This window comes from Streptomyces sp. NPDC020742 (genome assembly GCF_040641675.1).
GTDB lineage: Bacteria > Actinomycetota > Actinomycetes > Streptomycetales > Streptomycetaceae > Streptomyces.
In genome coordinates, this window is the sequence record NZ_JBFAEA010000018.1 from 107,326 (window position 1) to 126,242 (window position 18,917).

Here is an 18,917-nt window from a genome sequence, read left to right on the forward strand (position 1 = left end):
GCTCCCGTCGGACTTGGTGACCGGCGGGGGAACGCACCGGGCATCAGGAACGTCGCACACCACGGGGCAGCTGGTGCGCAGCGAGCGCCCGGGATGCCGGAAGCCGGGGGAGGACAGCGAAGGTGCCGGAGCATATGAAGCTGGACGGGGTGGGGCGGCGCTACGGGGTGCGCGGCCCCTGGGTGCTGAGGGACGTGCACCTGGAGGTGCCCGCCGGGGCGCTGTTGCGCATCGAGGGGACCAACGGCAGCGGGAAGTCCACCCTGCTGCGGCTGCTCGCCGGCATCGACCGTCCCAGCACCGGCCGCATCACCGGCCGCCCGCGCAGCGCCTACGTTCCCGAACGCTTCCCGGCCGCGCTGCCGTTCACCGCCGTCGGCTACCTCACCCACCTCGGCCGCGTGCACGGGTTGCGCGGCCCGGTCGCCGCTCGACGGGCCACCGAGTGGCTCGAACGCTTCGGCGCGGCCGGACACGCCCGGACGCCGCTGACCGAGCTGTCCAAGGGCACCAGCCAGAAGGTCGCGGTAGCCCAGGCCCTGCTCGCCGAGCCCGCACTCCTCGTCCTGGACGAGGCCTGGACCGGCCTGGACCGCGGGGCGCGGGAGGTGCTCGACCGGGCGGTCGCCGAGCGGGTCACGGCCGGTGGCACCGTCGTCTTCGTCGACCACGACCCGCGCCGGCTGGCCGGCGCGGACGACGCCCGCTACCGGGTGGTGGAGGGGCAGTTGCTCGTCCATGGGGCCGGCGGGGCGCCGGCGGTCGACGCCTCGGCGGCCCCCTCCGGACCCCAGGTGGTGATCGTGGCCGAGGGCGCCCCGGGGGCCGTACCCGGTGGGTCCGCCGGGGAGCCGCGGCTGCCCGGCAGGCCGGAGATCGCACCGGAGCCGGACGGGACGGTCCGCCTGACCGTCCCGGCCGTCCACTCCGACTCACTGCTGCGCACTCTGCTGGCCGCCCGGCCGCCCTGGCACATCCGCTCGCTCGGCCCCGTCCACCGGCCGGCCGCCGACCCCGGCATGCGCCACGGCTCCGCCGCCCCGCCCGGACCGTACGCCGCCCCCGACACCGATGCCGCCCCCGACCCCGATGAGGACCCGCTCCCGTGATCGCTCTGCTTCGCTATCAGGCGGCCCTGCTCATCGGCTCGCACCGCTGGCTGCCGCCGGTCATCGCCTACGCGGCGTTCCTGGCCATCGGCATCCAGAGCGGCGGCGCGATCCTCAACGACTTCGGCTACGCCGCGGGCGGGCTGCTGCCGGTCGCCGTATGGCTCACCCGGGTCTGCGTCACCAACGAGCCGCCGGCCGCCCGCGCCTGCGCCGCGGCCGCCGCCGGGCCCGGCCGGGTGCACCTCGCCGGTGTGCTGACCGCGGCCGGCGCCGGAGCGCTGCTCGCGCTCGTCGGTACGGCGCTGGTGGTGCTGCTGTCCGACCCGCACTCCGCCGGCCACCGGGTGGCCGTCCCGGTCCTCCCGGCGACCTGCGCGGGGCTGCTCGCCGCGCTGTCGTGCCTGCTGCTGGGCATCGCCGCCGGGGTGCTGTGCAACTGGCCGGTGCTGCGCCGCTCCGGGTGGGCCATCCCTGCGGGGCTGCTCGCTGCCCTGCTGCTGCTCGTCCTCGGCCCCTCACCCGCCAACGCCGCCGTTCACGGTCTGGTCACCGGCTCCCTGCACGGCGTCGTCGCCATCCCCTGGCTCCCGTTCGCCACCACCGCGGCCCTCGCGGCGGGCGCCACGGCCGCGGCCTGTGCGCTGAGCTCCCGCCGCACCTGAACCGCCGCCGCGGCCCCCGCCCCTGAGGGGACCCGGTGGGACGACCGGCAGCCGGACGTCTCACCGGGCACCCGCCGTTCAGTGATGCCAGGGCCCCGTCACGGCGAACGTCGTCCCCGGCGTGTAGCAGTTCACGTACATCGTGCGGTGGTCGGGGGAGAAGGTCACCCCTGCGAACTCGCCCCACTCCGGCTTGTCCGGGGTGCCGATGTTCTGCCGGCCGCGGGCCATCGGGTAGACCTCGCCGCCACGGGTGAGGCCGAAGACGTGCTGGGCGCCCTCGCCGTCCTCACAGACCATCAGGCCGCCGCTGGGCGCCAGGCAGATGTTGTCGGGGGATTCGCCGGGCAGTTGGAGGTCGGTGTCCGGGCCGAAGACCACGACCTGGGTGAGCCGGCGCCGCTGCGGGTCGTACTTCCAGACCTGGCCGTAGTGGTCGGCGGCCGAGCCGTCGGAGCGGTGCGCGAAGCTGGACGTGAAGTAGACGCAGGAACCGCCCCAGTAGCAGCCCTCCAGCTTCTGGGCATGGGTGATGCCCTGCGGGCCGAAGTCCTGGAAGCGGACGGGAGTCCGGCGCGCGAGCGGATCGGGCACATCGACCCAGGTGACGTGGTCGAAGGTGGCGCCGGGCTGCTGGATGGTGGAGAGGTCGGGCACCCCGGGGACGCGCAGCGCCTGGAGGCGGCCGCCGGCCCGGAGGGAGCCGCGCCCGCCCAGCGGCTTCTCCGGAAGGAAGCGGTAGAACAGCCCGAACGGCCTGTCGAAGGCGTCCTCGGTCTCGTAGACCGTGCCGGTGCGGGGGTCCACGGCGATCGCCTCGTGCTGGAAGCGCCCCATCGCGGTCAGTGGGACGGCCCCGGTGCGCCGCGGGTCGTACGGGTCGACCTCGAAGATGAAGCCATGGTCCTTGGTGTAGTTCTCCTCCCCGGCCCGCAACTCGGTCTCCTCGCAGGTCAGCCAGGTGTGCCAAGGGGTCGGGCCGCCCGCGCAGTTGGTGGAGGTGCCGGCGATGGCGACCCGTTCGGAGCGCACGGTGTTGTCCCCGGCCAGCTCCAGGGCCGTACACCCGCCCTCGCCACCCGGGTCGTACGTCAGATCGCGCACGTGCGGGACGGCGGAGCGGGAGCCCGTACGGTTCTCGTGGTTGCGGACGAGGTGGGTGCCGCCGCGGCGGCCCGGGAAGGCCGACATGCCGTCGCAGTTGCTCGGCACCTTGCCCTCCCCGGAGCGCAGCGGATCGCCCTCCTTGGAGAGGACCCGGTAACGGAAGCCCTTGGGGAGGTCGAGCAGACCGGCCGGGTCGGGGACCAGCGGGCCGTAGCCCCGCCGCCCCATGTCCCGGGCCGTCGCGGTCCCCGCGAAGATCTCGGTGAGGCTCCCGGAGAAGGCGATGGAGGCTCCCAACGCGCCGGTTCTCGCCAGGATCTGACGTCGTGTCGCAGACATGGGCAACTCCCTGTTGGCGGACAGGTGACGTGACCCGCTCGTGTGTATCACGCACCTGCCCCGCCGGGAACCAGGGCCGCGCCTGCGGGGATCGCCGCCCGGGCGGCGCGGGGGAGTGCCCTCGCCGCCCGGCCCACGAAGACCCGAAAGAAACGCCCTAGCGGGAGCCGCCCTCCGCCAGCGGCTTGGCGTCGCGCGCCAGCGCGGTCAGCCGGGAGATCGCCCGGAAGTACTTCTTGCGGTAGCCGCCGCGCAGCATCTCCTCGCTGAACAGCTCGTCGAAGGGCTTGCCGGAGGTCAGCACCGGCACCTCGCGGTCGTAGAGCCGGTCCGCGAGGACCACCAGCCGCAGCGCGGTGGACTGGTCGGGCACCGCCTGGACGTCGGTGAGGCAGACCGCCTCGATGCCGTCGCACATCGCGCCGTAGCGGCTGGGGTGGACCTTCGACAGGTGGTCGAGCAGGGAGGGGAAGTCGTCGAGCGAGGCGCCGGGCGTGCGGTACGCGGTGCGGGTGACGGTCTCGTCGTCGTACGGGGGCGGAGCCTCGGGCAGGCCGCGGTGGCGGTAGTCCTCGCCGTCGATGCGCAGCGGGCGGAAGTGGGCGCTCAGGCCCTGGATCTCGCGCAGGAAGTCGGCGGCGGCGAACCGGCCCTCGCCGAGCTTGCCGGGCAGCGTGTTGGAGGTGGCGGCCAGCGCCACTCCGGCGTCCACCAGCTTGCCGAGGAGGGTGGAGACCAGCACCGTGTCGCCGGGGTCGTCCAGCTCGAACTCGTCAATGCACAGCAGCTTGTGCGCGCCGAGCGTACGGACGGTCTGCTGGAAGCCGAGCGCGCCGACGAGATTGGTCAGCTCGACGAAGGTGCCGAAGGCCTTCTGCTCGGCCGGGGCGGGGGCGGCGTGCCACAGCGAGGCGAGCAGATGGGTCTTGCCGACGCCGTAGCCGCCGTCCAGATAGACGCCGCGCGGCCCCTTGGGGGCGGCCGGCTTCCTGGCGAACCAGCGCCGCTTGCCGCCGCCCGCGCCCGCCCCGGCGTCGACGCCGTCGGCGAAGTCGCCGAGCACCTGGACGGCCTCGGCCTGGCTGGGCTGGGAGGCGTCCGGGATGTAGGTGTCGAAGCGGGCGCCCTGGAAGCGCGGGGGCGGCACCATCTCCGCCACCAGGCGGTCGGCCGGGACGTGCGGGGCGCGGGCGGTCAGCGCGGCGGGTGCCGTGTCGTCCCCGTCGGCCGGCGGTCCGGCTATCGGGTCGGGCTGCGGAGCGGAGGGCTGGGAAGATGACACAGCTGTCCAGCCTATCTCCTCGGCGGTATCCGCCGGTCCGCCGGGCGAGGCATGTCACACTGCCGCCATGCGACGCCTGTTCCCGCTCCCCGTCCCGCCCCCGCCCGCCCCCGACCCCGCGAACCCCGAGGTGGCGGCGGCCGCCCTCGCCGACCGGGAGTGGACGCTGGAGGAGCTGGCCGACGCCTATGCGTACCCGGCGGCCGGCGATCCGGTGCGGGCCGGGCGTCCCGGATGGCTGCGCGCCAACATGGTGTCCTCGATGGATGGCGCGGCCCATCATGAGGGCCGCTCCCAGCCGCTGTCCAGCGAGGCCGACATGCGGATCTTCGGGGTGCTGCGGGCGCTCGCGGACGCGGTGGTGGTGGGAGCGGAAACCGTCCGGCAGGAGGGCTACCGGCCGGCCCGGGCCCGGGAGGCGTTCGCCGCTCGCAGGGCCGCCGCCGGCCAGCAACCGGCCCCGGCCATCGCGGTGGTCACCGCCGGCCTCGGGCTGGATTTCTCGCTGCCGCTGTTCACCGAGCCGCTGGTCCCGACCCTGGTGGTGACCGGTGCGGGCGCCCCGGCCGATCGGGTGGCCGCGGCCCGGGCGGCCGGCGTCGAGGTGCTGTTCGCGGGGGAGGGGCTGGGTGCTGACCCGGCGCGGGTCGTCGCGGTGCTGGCCGAACGGGGCCACACCCGGCTGCTGACCGAGGGCGGGCCGAGGTTGCTGGGGCAGTTCGCGGCGGCCGGAGTGCTGGACGAGATGTGTCTGACGCTGGCTCCGGTGGTGGCCGTGGGCGGTGCGCCGAGGGTCATGAACGGGCCGGCCGTCCCGGTTCCCGAGCGGTTCGCGCTGGCGTCCGTATTGGAGGAGGCAGGGTTCCTGTTCACCCGGTACCGCAGGTCCTGACACTCAGCGGAATCATCTGTTCCGCTTGGCTTCGTTTGGGCACACTAAAAGCCACAGGTCCCGAGTGGCGACGGGGCAGGATGGTTTCTGTCGGGCGCCGCGCAATTGTGGTGCCCTTAGGAGAAGAAGGGCGTCCGTCGTGTTCACGAGCGTATTGATGATCGAGAAGCCTCTGACGCCCGCGGACGTGGAGTTCGTGACCACCCTGCACGGCGATGACCGGATCTCGTTCGTCGTTCTCATGCAGCCGCGGGGCAAGCAGGACGTGCTGCTGCGGGCCATCGACGACGTCGCCCTCGGCGAGTTCGACGATGCGGTGCGGGAGGGCGGCGAGCCGTCCGGTGCCCAGGCCGAGGCACCCGCCGAGTTCGCCCTGTCGCACACCCTGCAGGCGCTGCGCGCGGCGGGCTCCGAGGCCGTGGGGCAGGTCGTCGAGGACCATCCGATGGAGGTGCTGCGGTCCGTCGTCGACGAGACCGGCGCGGACGAGGTGATCGTGCTGACCACCCCGCACTTCGTCGAGGAGTTCTTCCACCGCGACTGGGCCTCCCGCGCCCGCCACAAGGTCGGCGTCCCGGTCCTCAAGCTCTTCTCGCACGCCGCGGACGACCAGCCCCAGGAGTCGCCCGGGGGCTGATCGCCAGGCCGTCAGGGACGGGCGGCTCCGCCCTCGGGCGGAGCCGCCCGTCCCGTACCTCCATGACGTCGTCCGCCGAGTCCAGGTGCGTGTGGTCGTGGGTGACCAGCACCGTCGCGGTGTCCCGCTGATGGGTCAGGGTCAGCAGCAGGTCGAGGACGGCCGCGCCCCGCTCGTGGTCCAGGGCGCTGGTCGGCTCGTCCACCAGCAGCACCGCGGGCTCGTTCATCAGCGCCCGGGCGATGTTGATCCGTTGCCGCTGGCCGCCGGACAGCTGGTGCGGCCGCCGGTCGGCGTGCCCCTCCAGGCCGACCGCCGCCAGCAGCTCCCTGGCCCGACCCCGCGCCCTACGGGGTGAGCGGCCGTCCAGATGGGCCATCACCTGTAGCTGCTCGGCGGCCGTCAGGGACGGCAGCAGGTTCGGCTGCTGGAAGACCGTGCCGAGGGTGGTACGGCGCAGTGCGGTCAGTTCGCCGCGGCCCAGCCCCGTGGTGTCCGTACCGTCGATCACCACCCGCCCGCGGTCCGGGCGGATCAGCGTCGCGGCCACCGCGAGCAGGCTGGACTTCCCGGACCCGGACGGCCCGATCACCGCGGTCAGGCAGCCGGCGGGCACGGACAGCGAGACCTCGTCCAGCGCGGTCAGCCGGGCGTCGCCGTCGGGGTAGGTGAGGGTGACATCGGTCAGGTGCAGGCTCATCGGGCACTTCCCAGGGCGGTCAACGGGTCGACGGACGTGATGCGGCGGATGGCGAGCGCGGCGCCGACGGCACCCAGCGCGATCATGATCAGGGCGGGGAACAGCACGGTGGACGCATCGAGCACGAACGGCACCGTCCCGCCGACGGCGGCGCCCACCCCCGCCGCCACCGCGGTGCCCAGGCCAGTACCGAGCGCCAGCAGGACGACGGCCTGGCCTAGCGCATCGCGCAGCAGCGAGCCGGTGGAGGCGCCCAGCGCCTTCAGCACCGCGACATCGCCGCTGCGCTGGATCGTCCACACGGTGAAGAAGGCGCCGATGACCAGCGCGGAGATGGCGAACAGAAAGCCGCGCATCAGCTGCAGCGAGCCGTGTTCCGCGGTGTACGAGCCGATCGCGGCCAGCGCGTCGTCCGGGGTGACGGTGCGGGTGCCGAGCCGTGTGTCGGCGGCCGACAGATCGGCCGTCCCGGTGGTGGAGAGCGCGAGCACCGTGGCGCCCACGGGTGAGGCGGCAGCACGGCCCGCCCCGGTAGCCCCCGACAGCGCCTGCCAATCGCCGACCGACGTCCACACCACCGGGGTGTGGCTGTACATCGCCGCCCCCGATACCGCCGCGACGCGCACCGTACGGCCGCCCAGCTTCAGCGCGTCCCCGGTGTGCGCCCCGAGCTCGGCCGCGGCCTTCGCGGACAGCACCACGGCACCGTCCGCGACCCGCTCCGCCTGGCCCAACGGCGACCCCGGCCGCACCCCGAACGCCGACACCGCGGCCGTCTGCCCGCCCGCCTCGGCCTTCGTCGTGGCGATCCCCAGCGGCTCGGCCCACCGTACGCCGGGCACCCGCGCCCAGTCCCGTACGGTCCGCTCCGACAGCCGCGAATCGGCGAACGTGACGCCGCCGTCCCCGGCGGGCGCGGAGAAGACCAGGTGGTCGGCGGGGAGTGCGGTGATCGCCGAGGTGTTCTCCCGGCCCAGGCCCGCCGTGAGGCCCGACAGCAGCCCCACCAGCATGGTGATCAGCACGATGACGGTGCCCATCAGGGCGAACCGCCCCTTGGCGAATCTCAGGTCTCTCCAGGCGACGAACACGGGCTCTGCCATCCTCCGATCCGGCGCCGGACCCCACTGGCCCGGCGGCTGGCCCCACCGTCGCCCGTGGAGCGGGGGTGCGGCATCGCGCCGCGGAGTGGTCCACCGGCATCGAAGGGTGCGCCCCGGCATCAACCCTTCGATTGATGCCGCAGGTGGGGCGGGCCCTTAGCCTGAAGGGGCCGTGACCGAAGAAGCCAAGACCGCCCACACCCTCACCCCCGTCCTGCGGGCCCTGCGCAGCTGTCTGCACCTGATGGTGGCCGCACTGCTGGCACTGGCCTGCGTGCGCGCGGTCGCCGACCACGCCACCGCGGCCCCGGCCGTGATCGCCGCCGCGGCCGCGCTGTTCGCGGTGTACGTGACCGGCCCCCGGCTGCCCCGCCTCCGCACCTCCACCGGTGCCGCCGCCCTCTGGCTGAGCGCCGTCGCCCTGCTCTGGCTGGTGCTGCTCGCCCTGACCCCGGACGGCGTCTGGCTGGCCTTCCCGCTCTTCTTCGTCCAGATGCACCTGCTGCCGTTGCGCGGGGCGCTGCCCGCCGTCGCGGCCACCACCCTCGCCGCCATCGCCGGCTTCGGGTGGCACACCCACACCCTCAGCGTGGGCATGGCGCTCGGCCCCGTCCTCGGCGCCGCCGTCGCGGTCGCCGTTGTCCTCGGCTATGAGGCGCTCTACCGGGAGAGCGAACAGCGTCGCCGCCTCATCGAGGAGCTCACCGCGGCCCGCAGCGAGCTGGCCGCTGCCGAGCACGCCGCCGGGGTGCTGGCCGAGCGGGAACGGCTGGCCCGCGAGATCCACGACACCCTCGCCCAGGGCCTGTCCAGCATCCAGCTGCTGCTGCGGGCCGCCGAGCGCGCCCTGCCCGAGCGGCCCGGGCCGGCGCTGGGACACGTCCGGCAGGCCCGGACGGCCGCCGTCGACAACCTCGCCGAGGCGCGCCGCTTCGTCCGGGCCCTCAGCCCGCCCGACCTGGAGTCGGGGTCACTGCCCGCCGCGCTGGAGCGGTTGTGCGCCAGCACCGCCCGCACCTCCGGCCTCGCCGTGCACTGCCAGGTCTCCGGCGCGCCCACCGCCCTGCCCACCCCGCACGAGGTGGCCCTGCTGCGGATCGCCCAGTCCGCGCTCGCCAACACCGTCCAGCACGCCGGTGCCGCCCGCGTCGAGCTGACCCTCAGCTACATGGACACCGAGGTCGCCCTGGACGTCGTCGACGACGGCACCGGCTTCGTACCGGCCGAGGTGCCCGCACCGGGCTCCGCGCCCGCCGGCGGCGGCTTCGGCCTCGCCGCGATGCGGGCCCGGGCCCGGGCACTCCAGGGCACCCTCGCCGTGGAGTCCGGCCCCGGGGAGGGCACCGCCGTCGCCGTCACCCTGCCCTGTGCCGCAGCGCCGGCCGTCCCGGAGACCGCCCCATGACCGACACCCCCATCCGGTTGCTGCTCGCCGACGACCACCCCGTCGTCCGCGCCGGGCTGCGCGCCGTCCTGGAGACCGAGCCGGACTTCGCGGTGGTTGCCGATGTCGCCACCGCCGAGGGCGCCGTCGAGCTGGCCGCCGCGCACGCACCGGACGTGGTGCTCATGGACCTCCAGTTCGGCGGGATGCTGGGCTCCGAGGCCACCGCCGCGATCACCGCCCGCTCCGGCGCCCCGCGCGTGCTGGTCCTGACCACGTACGACACCGACGCCGACATCCTCGCCGCGATCGAGGCCGGCGCCACCGGCTACCTGCTCAAGGACGCCCCGCCGGAGGAACTGGCCGCCGCGGTGCGCACCGCCGCCGCCGGCAAGTCCGCGCTGGCGCCGACCATCGCGCTGCGCCTGATGGACCGGATGCGGGCCCCGGCCACCGCGCTCTCCCGGCGCGAGACCGAGGTCCTCCAGCTCGTCGCCGACGGCCTTTCCAACGCCGCGATCAGCAAGCGGCTCTTCCTGAGCCAGGCGACCGTCAAATCCCACCTTGTCCACATCTACGCCAAGCTGGGGGTGGACTCCCGTACGTCCGCGGTCGCCGCCGCAACCGCCCGGGGGCTGATCCGTCGCTGAGCCGGCCCACCGGCGGACGGGGAGGGCACAGGGACGGCCCGGCGGCCCGTGGAATCGAGCCGTGGCCCGGCGCTGTCGGTGCCGGGTGCGAGAATCATCGACAGCACGACCGGCGCGGCCGTACGACCCGCGCCACCGCTCGCGATGATCGACGATCAGGGAGACGCACCATGGCACCCGCCATCCCAGCCTCGATGGACCGGCCGCACTTCATCGGCATCGGTGGAGCCGGCATGTCGGGCATCGCCAAGATCCTCGCGCAGCGCGGCGCCCGGGTGGCGGGCAGCGACGCCAAGGACTCCGCGACCGCCCAGGCCCTGCGCGACCAGGGCGCCACCGTCCACATCGGGCACGCCGCCGAGCACCTCGCCGCGGACGCCACCAGCGTGGTGGTCTCCTCCGCGATCCGCCAGGACAACCCCGAGCTGGCCGCCGCCCACGAGCGCGGCATCCCGGTCGTGCACCGCTCCGACGCCCTCGCCTCCCTCATGGAGGGCCTGCGCCCCATCGCGGTGGCGGGCACCCACGGCAAGACGACCACCACCTCCATGCTCGCCGTCTCCCTCGGCGCCCTCGGCCTGAAGCCCTCGTACGCCATCGGCGGTGACCTGGACGCCCCGGGCTCCAACGCCGAGCACGGCGTCGGCGAGATCTTCGTCGCCGAAGCCGACGAGAGCGACCGCAGCTTCCACAAGTACGCCCCCGAGGTCGCCATCGTCCTCAACGTCGAGCTGGACCACCACGCCAACTACGCCTCGATGGACGAGATCTACGAGTCCTTCGAGACCTTCGTCGGCCGGATCCGTCCCGGCGGCACCCTGGTGATCTCCGCCGACCACCCCGGCGCCCGCGAGCTGACTGCCCGGATCTCCGGCCGCTACGACATCGAGATCGTCACCTACGGCGAGGCCAAGGACGCCGACGTCCGCATCCTCAAGGTCACCCCCCGCGGCCTGACCAGCGATGTCACGGTCACGCTCACCAGCGGCAAGATCCTCACCTTCACCGTCTCCGTCCCCGGCCGGCACTACGCGAGCAACGCCGTCGCCGCGCTGGCCGCCGGGGTCGCCGTGGACCTGCCGCCGCACAACCTCGCCTCCGCGCTCGGCAAGTACACCGGCGTCAAGCGCCGCCTCCAGCTCAAGGGCGAGGCGGCCGGCGTCCAGGTCATCGACTCCTACGCCCACCACCCCACGGAGATGACCGCCGACCTGGAGGCCATCCGCGGCGCCGCGGAGGACGCCCGCGTACTGGTGGTCTTCCAGCCGCACCTGTTCTCCCGCACCCAGGAGCTGGGCACCGAGATGGGCCAGGCGCTGGCCCTCGCCGACGCTTCCGTTGTGCTGGACATCTACCCGGCCCGCGAGGACCCGATCCCGGGCGTCACCAGTGCCCTGATCATCGACGCCGCCCGCGCCGCCGGCGCCGAGGTCACCCCCGAGAGCGACCAGGCCGCCGTCCCGGACGTGCTCGCCGGAATGGTCCGGCCCGGTGACCTTGTTCTCACCATGGGCGCGGGCGATGTGACCGACCTCGGCCCCGCCATCCTGGCCCGCCTGGGCCGCTGAGCTGAGGAGGCACCCCCATGCCGTACGAGATCGACAAGCCCGACGAGCAGTGGCGCGCCGAGCTGAGCCCCGCGGAGTACCAGGTACTCCGCCAGGCCGGCACCGAACCCGCCTTCGTCGGTGAATACACCGACACCAAGACCGCCGGCGTCTACTCCTGCCGCGCCTGCGGCGCCGAACTCTTCCGCTCCGACACCAAGTTCGAGAGCCACTGCGGCTGGCCGTCCTTCTACGACCCCAAGGACTCCGACGCGGTGGAGCTGGTGGCCGACCGTTCCCACGGGATGGTGCGCACGGAAGTGCGGTGTGCGCGATGTGGCTCGCATCTCGGGCACGTCTTCGAGGGGGAGGGCTATCCGACCCCTACGGACCAGCGGTACTGCATCAACTCGATCTCGTTGCGCTTGGTTCCGGACGAGGGGTGAGGGGCGGGTTCGCCAGCGTTCTGCGCATCCGGTAACTCGCGAAGTCGTGGGGTTCCGCCCCTTGCCCTTGCGGAAACCGCCCGCCGGTAGCCACCGCGGGTGGGGCAGGGCCGCCTCCCCCCGTCCCTATCGGCGGGCGGGAGCCGGCTGCGGGGCGCGCCGCTTGGTGGCTTGGTAGCCGATCGTGAGAATCGTGCACCACACGGCCCATACGTACAGTCCGAGGCGGGTGTCGCTGGAGGTGGCCATCAGCACGACCACGAAGACCAGCGCGGCGAGGGCGATCCAGTTGGTGACCGGGGCGCCGGGCATCCGGAAGTCAACGGCGGGCAGGAGCCCGGCGCGTGCCTTGGACCGGTAGCGCAGGTGCGCGATGAGGATCACGGCCCAGGTCCACAGGCCGGCGCAGGCGCTGACCGAGGTGACGTAGACGAACGCCTTGTCCGGGGAGACGACGTTGACGACGACGCCGATGCCCATGACGAGGGTGGACAGCACCAGTGCGGGCAGCGGGAGGTGGCGGCTGGTGAGGTTCCTCATGGCTTTGGGGGCCTCGCCGTTGACGGCCAGTCCGCGGACCATCCGGCTGGCGGAGTAGATGCCGGAGTTGCAGGAGGACAGGGCGGCGGTGAGGACGACGAAGTTCATGATCCCGGCGGCCCCGGGGATGCCGACCTGGGCGAGGACCTGGACGAAGGGGCTGACCCCGGGGGTGTACCGGGTCCAGCTGAGGACGGAGAGCAGGATGATCAGCGCGCCGATGTAGAAGACGGCGATACGGACCGGAAGGGTGTTGATCGCCTTGCGGAGCGTCTGCTTGGGGTTCTCCGCCTCGCCGGCGGTGAGGCCGATGAGCTCGATGCCCAGGTAGGCGAAGACGACGCCCTGCATGGCGGCCATGGTCTTCCAGGCACCGTGTGGCGCGAAGCCGCCGTCGGCCCACAGGTGCCGGACCGAGGCGTCCTGCCCGAGGGAGGAGAAGCCGAAGGTCAGTACGCCGACGCCGATCACGATCAGGGCGGTGATCGCCACGACCTTGATGGTGGCGAACCAGAACTCCAGCTCGCCGAAGAGCGTGACGGAGACCAGGTTCGCCACGAACAGCACGGTCAGGGCCCCCGCGGCCGTGGCCCAGACCGGGACGGCGGGCCACCAGTAGGCGATGTAGTGGCCGGCCGCGGTCACCTCGGCCATGCACGCGGCGACCCATGCGGCCCAGTACGACCAGCCGGTGATGAAGCCCGCGAACGGGCCGCAGAACTCGCGTGCGTAGTCCGCGAAACTGCCTGACGTGGGGCGGTAGGTGAGGAGTTCCCCCAGCGCCCGCATGACGAAGAAGATGACGATGCCCGCAGCGGCGTAACACGCCACCAGGCTCGGCCCGACCTCGGCGATACCGGTGCTGGAGCCGTAGAAGAGCCCGGTGCCGATCGCGCCTCCGATGGCCATCATTTGGATCTGACGGGCGCTGAGTCCCCGTCGGTAGCCCTCGTCGGGCGCTTCCGCGTCGGCGTCGCCGCCGAGACGGGGTGGTGCGGTCTTCGCTGAGGTCATGGTGGTGCCCTTTCGCTCCACGGCTCGATGCTCCACGTGCCGGTCCTGCTCCGGTGCGGCCGACTCCGCCGGCCCTCTCGCGGCCACCGTCCCGCCCGAGGGAGATGGCCCCAACACCTGCTCTGGGCAGGTGTGTTGTGCGTCCTATGCGGTGCCGACGGTGCGCAGTACGGCGAGTACGAGGGTGCGGGTCACCGCGACGATCTCGGGTAGCGAGACCTGCTCCCCGGGGCTGTGCGCCAGGCGCACGTCGCCGGGCCCGAACTGCAAGGTGGGGATGTCCGCGGCGGCGTACAGACGCAGGTCGCTTCCGTAGGGCGCGCCGCGCTCGCGCAGCCGCGGCCCGCCGACCGCGTCGGCGTGTGCGTCCCGGACCAGAGCCCCGAGCGGATGGCCGCTCGGCAGCCGGCCGCTCGCGAACCGGCCGCCGGGCCAGCTCACGGTCGCCGGGTGAGCGCGCAGCCACGGATCGTCCGCGCACGCCTCGGCCACGCAGCTCTCGAAGTCGGCCACCGCCTCGGCCGGATCCTCGCCGAGCCGGACGCCCAGCCTGCCCTCGGCGACGAGGCGGTCCGGCACGCTGCTCGCCCAGTCACCCGCGCGGAGCGTGCCGACGGAGAGCGCGTAGGGGATCCTGTACTCCGCCATCAACGGGTCGGCCGCTGTGTTGCGCCGGGCTTCCAGTCGGGCCAGCGCCCGATGGAGCGGCAGGTATGCGTCGATGGCGCTGACGCCGGCGTCGCGGGTGCTCGCGTGCGTGGCCCGGCCCGGGACCTCGATGCGGAAGGTCAGCGCTCCGGCGTTCGCGGTCACCAGCGTGCCGCCGGTCGGTTCGGTGATGAGGCAGGCGTCACCGGTGTGTCCGCGTTGGAGGGTGGCGAAGGCGCCGAGCCCGCCGTCCTCTTCGCCGACCACGCAGTGGGCAGCCACCCGGCCGCGCAGCCTGGCCCCGCTCGCGCGGATCGCCGCCAGGGCGGCGAGGTTGGCGACCAGTCCGGCTTTCATGTCGCAGGCGCCACGGGCATGGACGACGTTCCCGGCCACGCGCGGGACGAAGGGGTCGCCGTCCCACTGCCGGAGGTCGCCGGGCGGTACGACGTCGACGTGCCCCTGAAGGATCATGGCCGGTCCGTCACCGCCGTCCGACGTGGTCGCCACCAGCCCCCACGCTTCGTCGCGCGGTGCCTCGGTGCCGGGAAAGCCGGGCTGGGCACGCAGCGTGGGCAGGTCCATGGACCACAGATCGACGTCGAGACCGAGCCGGTCCAGATGTCGCGCCAAGCGGTGCTGTAGGTCGGACTCGGCGGCGCTCCCGGTCACGCTGGGGATCGCGAGCAGTTCCAGGAGCATCCGGGCGAGGGCGGCCTCATCGATCGCCGCCAGAGCGGCGGACTCCTCGGCACTGAGCACTGCGGTCAATGGTCACTCCCGACACATCGCGGCTGAGCGGATGGGTCCGGATGCTATGTTCGGGCCATTGGCGCAATCAATTGCTATAACTTGTCTGCTGAGCTCGTTTTCTTGCTCAATTTAAGCTGCTGTGGCGTTTTCTTGCGGCGCAGTGCGTGCTCCTCCCGCGGAGGTAACGGCGTGGACGCCATCGACGAAGAGATCATCCGCTGCGTGCTGCGGAACGCGCGGAGTACCTATGCCGAGATCGGTGAAGCGGCCGGGCTCTCCGCGCCGGCGGCCAAGCGGCGGCTCGACCGCCTCGTTGCCACGGGGGCGATCCGCGGGTTCACCGCCCTCATCGACACCCAGGCGCTGGGCTGGCGGACCGAGGCCTTCGTCGAGGTGTACTGCAAGGGCAATCCCACCCCCGCCGAACTGCAGCGGGCCCTGGAGGGGATCCCGGAGGTCGTCGAGGCGTGCACCGTCTCCGGTGCTGCGGATGCGATGCTGCACATGCTCGCCCGGGACATCGCGCACCTGGAGCAGGCCATTCAGCGGCTCCGTGAGGCCCCCGTCATCGACCGCACCGAGAGCGTGATCGTGCTGTCCCGCCTGCTCGACAGGCCCCGGCTGTGAGCGGCTGCGGCCCTGCCAGGGGAACCCACACGTCCGGCCACGGGCGAGGTCCTCGGTCGGAGCCTCGCTCTCGCTGCGGCTGAGCCCTGACGTGGGCTGAGCGTCGGTGCTGCGCTGCCGGGAAAGCGGCCCGGCAGCACCTGAGTTGCGCCTGGTGTGGTTTCCGAGGGGTGTTCAGTCCGGCCGCGATGCCGTCCAGGAGGCGGTCAAGGCCGGACTCCAAGCGGGACTCTTCGTCGTCGCGGGGCGGGGCGGCGCCGGTCGGCGTCACCTCACCGGCACGTGATGCGGGGCGCGCCCCAGACGGCGTGGTCGGAGTTGTTGCCGTTGCCGCCGTCGGTGACCACCAGCCGCAGTGTGGTGGCGCCGGTCAGGTCGGCGGTGAGGCGCTGGGCGGGTTGGCCGACCGTCACCAGTCCGCTGTCGGCGGCCTTGCTGCCGTCCCGGAAGATCTGGAACACCACGGAGCCGTTCGCGCCCACCTCGTCGTCGATGCCCACGTCCACGCCGAGGGCGGAGCAGCTGCCGTCGAGTTGGTAGGTGACCTCGCTGGAGGCGTGGACCCCCAGGCCGTCGGGGTACTGGACGCCCTGGATGCTGAGGGGATTGCCGTACGTGCTGCGATCGACCATCACCTGACCCCAGCCGTTCGCACTGGAGATGAACGGCCGGGCGCTCAACGGGGTGGTGCGGGCGGGCGAGGGCCTGCTCTTGGGGCCCTGATGCGTGGGGCGGGAGGACTTCTTCGGTGACGAGGGCCGGGGACTCGGCCGCTTCGACGCGGGGGTGCGGGTGGCGTCCGGTGTGCTCGACGCGGAGCTGGAGGCGCTCGCCGAGCTGCTGCGGGAAGCCGTCGGCGGCTGGTTCGGAGTGGGGGCCGACGGGAGGCCGGACCGTGCGGTGCGGGCGGTCGAGTCGTCGTGGTCTCCCCGGCCGAGCAGGGGGCCGACGGATATGGCAGCGCCGGCCAGGGCGGCGACGGCGACGGCGAGCACGACGAGGCGCGCCGGTGAGAGACGCGAGGGGCGGTCCCGGCGCTCCTCGGCGGACGGGGCCGACCCCACGGGCCATACGGCGGCCGTCCGGTCGCCGTCGGTGGAGGCGGAGGTCCCTCCGGCCTCGGAGGAGCCGGGTCCCTCCCCGGGTTGGGCGGCCAGCCAGGACGGGAAGTCGTCGTGCAGCTCGGTGCGTCGGGAACTGTGATGCCAGGCATCGGCGGTGTGGCGTACCGCCGTCAGCAGGGCGTCCCGCCAGGCCGCATCGGGGCCCTCTCCCGGGCCGGGGGAGTGCAGGACGCCGGCGATGGCCTCGGCCGCCAGATCCGCCGCGGCCTGGGAGGACCGGCAGCAGTCACGGGCGTAGGCCAGTACGGCGGCGTAGTGCCGGCGGTGGAACTCGTTGAGGGCTTCCTCGGCCGCGCTGCCCGGGGCCGGCGCGCCCGAGGGATCGGCCGGCGGCCGGCCGCCGGGCCGGGCCGCCGCACGGATGCGCCGCACCAGTTCGGTATCGGACGGTGCTGTCCCACCGACGGTGTCGAAGTGCTCTTGCATGAGTGGGCTACCGACCCTTCAGCGTCCTGACGATGGATGGGGGCGTGGACGGCTCCGGCGGCCGGCCCGTCGTCGCCTCCGACCGGCCCGGAAGAAACGGATGGTGATGCGGCGTGACGTGGCAGGACATCCGCGAGATGTGATCTTGCCATGCTCCGGCGGCCGCTGACGCCTTGTGTGGCGAGGCGGATAACACTAGGGCGGCCCGACCCCACGAGGGCCGCCCGCCAGCACGAGGGCCGCCCGATCCCGGCGGGCCGGCGGTGGCGGAAGGGGCCACGGAAGGGGGCCCGGTACCGCGGTCCCCCCCCCGTGGTCCCCCGCGGCTCGTCCGGGCCCCGCCGCCTCACGCCGGTACGGCGATGCCCGTCACCACCAGCCCCGCCTCGACCAGCCAGCCCCCGGTGAACTCGGTGACCTCGGTGCCGTCGACGACGGGGCCGGGGACGAGGAGGCGGGCGGTGAAGGTGGCGTTGGTGGGGTCGAGGGTGAGGAGGGCCTCCTCGAAGCCCAGCCAGCGCCGGGTGAGCGGGTACCACGCCTTGTAGACCGATTCCTTGGCGCTGAAGACCAGCCGCTCCCAGCTGATGTCGGGCTGAAGCGCAGTCAGGCCGCGGAGCTGGGCGCGCTCCTCGGGGAGCGTGACGAGGTCGACGACGCCCGGGTCCTCGATCGGCTCATTGGGCTCCGCGTCCAGTCCGACGGTCAGCACGTCCCGCCGGCGGGCCACCGCCACGGCACGGTAGCCGGCGCAGTGCGTCATCGCGCCGACCACGCCGTCCGGCCACTGCGGCGCCCGGTCACGGCCCGGGAGCAGCGGTGCGGGGGCGATGCCCAGCCGGGACAGTGCCTGGCGGGCGCAGCCGCGTACGGTGCCGAACTCCAGCTGGCGCTTGGGCACGGCGTCGGCCACCAGCGCGCGCTCCTCGGGGAACATCTCCGACAGCGGTGCGTCCTGGAAGGCCTCGGCCGTGACGACCGGCGCGGGCAGCAACTTGTCGATCATGCCTGGGCCCCGGAGGCCCCGGAGGTGACGGCGGCCGGTGCGGGGAGGATCCGTACCGGGCGGCCCGGCGTGGCCTGGCGGCGCTGCCACTCCCGCGGATAGCCGAGCGACACCTCCTGGTGGGGGACGCCGTCGCAGATCAGCAGCCGGGGAATGTGCAGATGGCCGTAGACCACGGTGGCGGCACGGAACCGGCGCGGCCAGTCGGCGGTGGCCTCCGTACCGCACCACAGGGCGAACTCCGGGTACCACAGCGGGTCGGTGGGCTCGCGCACCACCGGCCAGTGGTTGATCAGGACGGTCGGCAGGTCCTCCGGCAGGGCGGCGAGCCGGGCCTCGGTGGCCTCCACCCGCGCCCGGCACCAGGCCTCCCGGGTCGGATAGGGGTCCGGGTGCAGATGGAACTCGTCGGTGCACACCACACCCGCCTTCTCGGCGTTGGCGAGCGCGGCCTCCTTGGTGTGCAGACCCGGCAGCCGGAAGGTGTAGTCGTAGAGGAGGAAGAGCGGTGCGATGACGGCCGGGCCGCCGACGCCCTCCCAGACCGGATAGGGGTCCTCGGGGGTGAGCACGCCCAACTCCCGGCAGATCTGCACCAGATGCTCATAGCGTGCCACTCCGCGCAGCTGCACCGGGTCGTCCGCCGGCGTCCACAGCTCGTGGTTGCCCGGTACCCACACCACCTTGGCGAACCGGCTGCTGAGCAGGGAGAGCACCCAGCGGATGTCGGAGACGTACTCACCGATGTCACCGGCCACCAGCAGCCAGTCGTCGTCGGACTCCGGTTTGAGCCGCTCGACGATGTCACGGTTCTCTTTGTAGCGCACATGCAGATCGCTGACGGCCACCAAGGTGCCCCGGCCGCCACCGGGTGCCGAGCCGGGTGCGGGGGCGACGGGCACGGGGGCGGGGGCGGTG

At 73.3% G+C, this 18,917-nt stretch carries 18 protein-coding genes; 9 read left to right on the top strand and 9 right to left on the bottom strand.

What is annotated here, in order from left to right:
* Positions 1-134 precede the first annotated feature (134 nt).
* Entirely contained in the window at positions 135-1,109 is a 975-nt protein-coding gene (locus AB0G84_RS26565; RefSeq protein WP_361325799.1) for an ATP-binding cassette domain-containing protein, read from the top strand.
* A complete protein-coding gene (locus tag AB0G84_RS26570; RefSeq protein WP_361325694.1) occupies positions 1,106-1,774 on the top strand; it encodes an ABC transporter in 669 nt (222 codons plus the stop codon). Before AB0G84_RS26565 ends, AB0G84_RS26570 begins: the two co-directional genes overlap by 4 nt.
* Before the next feature lie 78 nt (positions 1,775-1,852).
* Here the strand turns inward: AB0G84_RS26570 and AB0G84_RS26575 are convergent, their stop codons facing one another.
* Positions 1,853-3,220: an alkaline phosphatase PhoX gene (locus AB0G84_RS26575; protein WP_361325697.1), complete on the bottom strand. Its 1,368-nt coding sequence runs from the start codon at positions 3,218-3,220 to the stop codon at positions 1,853-1,855.
* A 157-nt stretch (positions 3,221-3,377) separates the two neighbouring features.
* Positions 3,378-4,463, bottom strand: a complete 1,086-nt coding sequence (zapE, locus tag AB0G84_RS26580; protein WP_361325802.1) for a cell division protein ZapE — start codon at positions 4,461-4,463, stop codon at positions 3,378-3,380.
* 106 nt (positions 4,464-4,569) lie between these two features.
* Between zapE and AB0G84_RS26585 the strand changes: the two genes are divergently transcribed.
* Together AB0G84_RS26585 and AB0G84_RS26590 are read left to right on the top strand one after the other, a co-directional pair.
* Positions 4,570-5,394, top strand: a complete 825-nt coding sequence (locus AB0G84_RS26585; RefSeq protein WP_361325700.1) for a pyrimidine reductase family protein — start codon at positions 4,570-4,572, stop codon at positions 5,392-5,394.
* A gap of 139 nt (positions 5,395-5,533) precedes the next feature.
* Positions 5,534-6,031, top strand: a complete 498-nt coding sequence (locus AB0G84_RS26590; protein WP_361325703.1) for an indole-3-glycerol phosphate synthase — start codon at positions 5,534-5,536, stop codon at positions 6,029-6,031.
* Here the strand turns inward: AB0G84_RS26590 and AB0G84_RS26595 are convergent.
* Positions 5,976-6,731, bottom strand: coding sequence for an ABC transporter ATP-binding protein (locus AB0G84_RS26595; protein WP_361325706.1), 756 nt, complete (start codon positions 6,729-6,731; stop codon positions 5,976-5,978). The genes AB0G84_RS26590 and AB0G84_RS26595 overlap by 56 nt on opposite strands.
* A complete protein-coding gene (locus tag AB0G84_RS26600; RefSeq protein WP_361325805.1) occupies positions 6,728-7,822 on the bottom strand; it encodes an ABC transporter permease in 1,095 nt (364 codons plus the stop codon). Before AB0G84_RS26600 ends, AB0G84_RS26595 begins: the two co-directional genes overlap by 4 nt.
* A 184-nt stretch (positions 7,823-8,006) precedes the next feature.
* On the opposite strand from AB0G84_RS26600, the gene AB0G84_RS26605 reads away from it, so the two are divergent.
* The 4 genes from AB0G84_RS26605 to msrB all read left to right on the top strand — a co-directional run bounded on the left by AB0G84_RS26605 (position 8,007) and on the right by msrB (position 11,861).
* Positions 8,007-9,239 carry a sensor histidine kinase gene (locus tag AB0G84_RS26605; RefSeq protein WP_361325709.1) on the top strand — a complete coding sequence of 411 codons (1,233 nt, stop codon included), beginning with the start codon at positions 8,007-8,009 and terminating at the stop codon, positions 9,237-9,239.
* Complete coding sequence (locus tag AB0G84_RS26610; protein WP_361325712.1) at positions 9,236-9,868, top strand: response regulator transcription factor; 633 nt, start codon at positions 9,236-9,238, stop codon at positions 9,866-9,868. Before AB0G84_RS26605 ends, AB0G84_RS26610 begins: the two co-directional genes overlap by 4 nt.
* Positions 9,869-10,038: 170 nt before the next feature.
* Positions 10,039-11,436 (top strand): UDP-N-acetylmuramate--L-alanine ligase, encoded by a 1,398-nt coding sequence (gene murC / locus AB0G84_RS26615; protein WP_361325715.1) that lies wholly within the window; start codon positions 10,039-10,041, stop codon positions 11,434-11,436.
* A 17-nt stretch (positions 11,437-11,453) separates the two neighbouring features.
* Positions 11,454-11,861, top strand: coding sequence for a peptide-methionine (R)-S-oxide reductase MsrB (msrB, locus tag AB0G84_RS26620; RefSeq protein ID WP_361325718.1), 408 nt, complete (start codon positions 11,454-11,456; stop codon positions 11,859-11,861).
* A gap of 126 nt (positions 11,862-11,987) precedes the next feature.
* On the opposite strand, the gene AB0G84_RS26625 is transcribed toward msrB, so the two are convergent.
* Both AB0G84_RS26625 and AB0G84_RS26630 read right to left on the bottom strand, forming a co-directional pair.
* Positions 11,988-13,415, bottom strand: a complete 1,428-nt coding sequence (locus AB0G84_RS26625) for an amino acid permease (RefSeq protein WP_361325721.1) — start codon at positions 13,413-13,415, stop codon at positions 11,988-11,990.
* Positions 13,416-13,559: 144 nt separating this feature from the next.
* Positions 13,560-14,825, bottom strand: coding sequence for an ArgE/DapE family deacylase (locus AB0G84_RS26630; protein ID WP_361325808.1), 1,266 nt, complete (start codon positions 14,823-14,825; stop codon positions 13,560-13,562).
* Positions 14,826-15,005: 180 nt separating this feature from the next.
* On the opposite strand from AB0G84_RS26630, the gene AB0G84_RS26635 reads away from it, so the two are divergent.
* Positions 15,006-15,443, top strand: a complete 438-nt coding sequence (locus tag AB0G84_RS26635; RefSeq protein WP_361325724.1) for an Lrp/AsnC family transcriptional regulator — start codon at positions 15,006-15,008, stop codon at positions 15,441-15,443.
* Positions 15,444-15,715: 272 nt separating this feature from the next.
* Here AB0G84_RS26635 and AB0G84_RS26640 read toward each other — a convergent pair whose 3' ends face one another.
* The 3 genes from AB0G84_RS26640 to AB0G84_RS26650 form a co-directional block, all read right to left on the bottom strand.
* Positions 15,716-16,993, bottom strand: a complete 1,278-nt coding sequence (locus tag AB0G84_RS26640) for an NPCBM/NEW2 domain-containing protein (protein WP_361325727.1) — start codon at positions 16,991-16,993, stop codon at positions 15,716-15,718.
* Between the two features lie 346 nt (positions 16,994-17,339).
* Positions 17,340-17,999 (bottom strand): 4'-phosphopantetheinyl transferase superfamily protein, encoded by a 660-nt coding sequence (locus AB0G84_RS26645; RefSeq protein ID WP_361325730.1) that lies wholly within the window; start codon positions 17,997-17,999, stop codon positions 17,340-17,342.
* Positions 17,996-18,901 carry a metallophosphoesterase gene (locus AB0G84_RS26650; protein WP_361325811.1) on the bottom strand — a complete coding sequence of 302 codons (906 nt, stop codon included), beginning with the start codon at positions 18,899-18,901 and terminating at the stop codon, positions 17,996-17,998. The genes AB0G84_RS26645 and AB0G84_RS26650 overlap by 4 nt, the downstream gene beginning before the upstream one ends.
* Between the last annotated feature and the right edge of the window lie 16 nt (positions 18,902-18,917).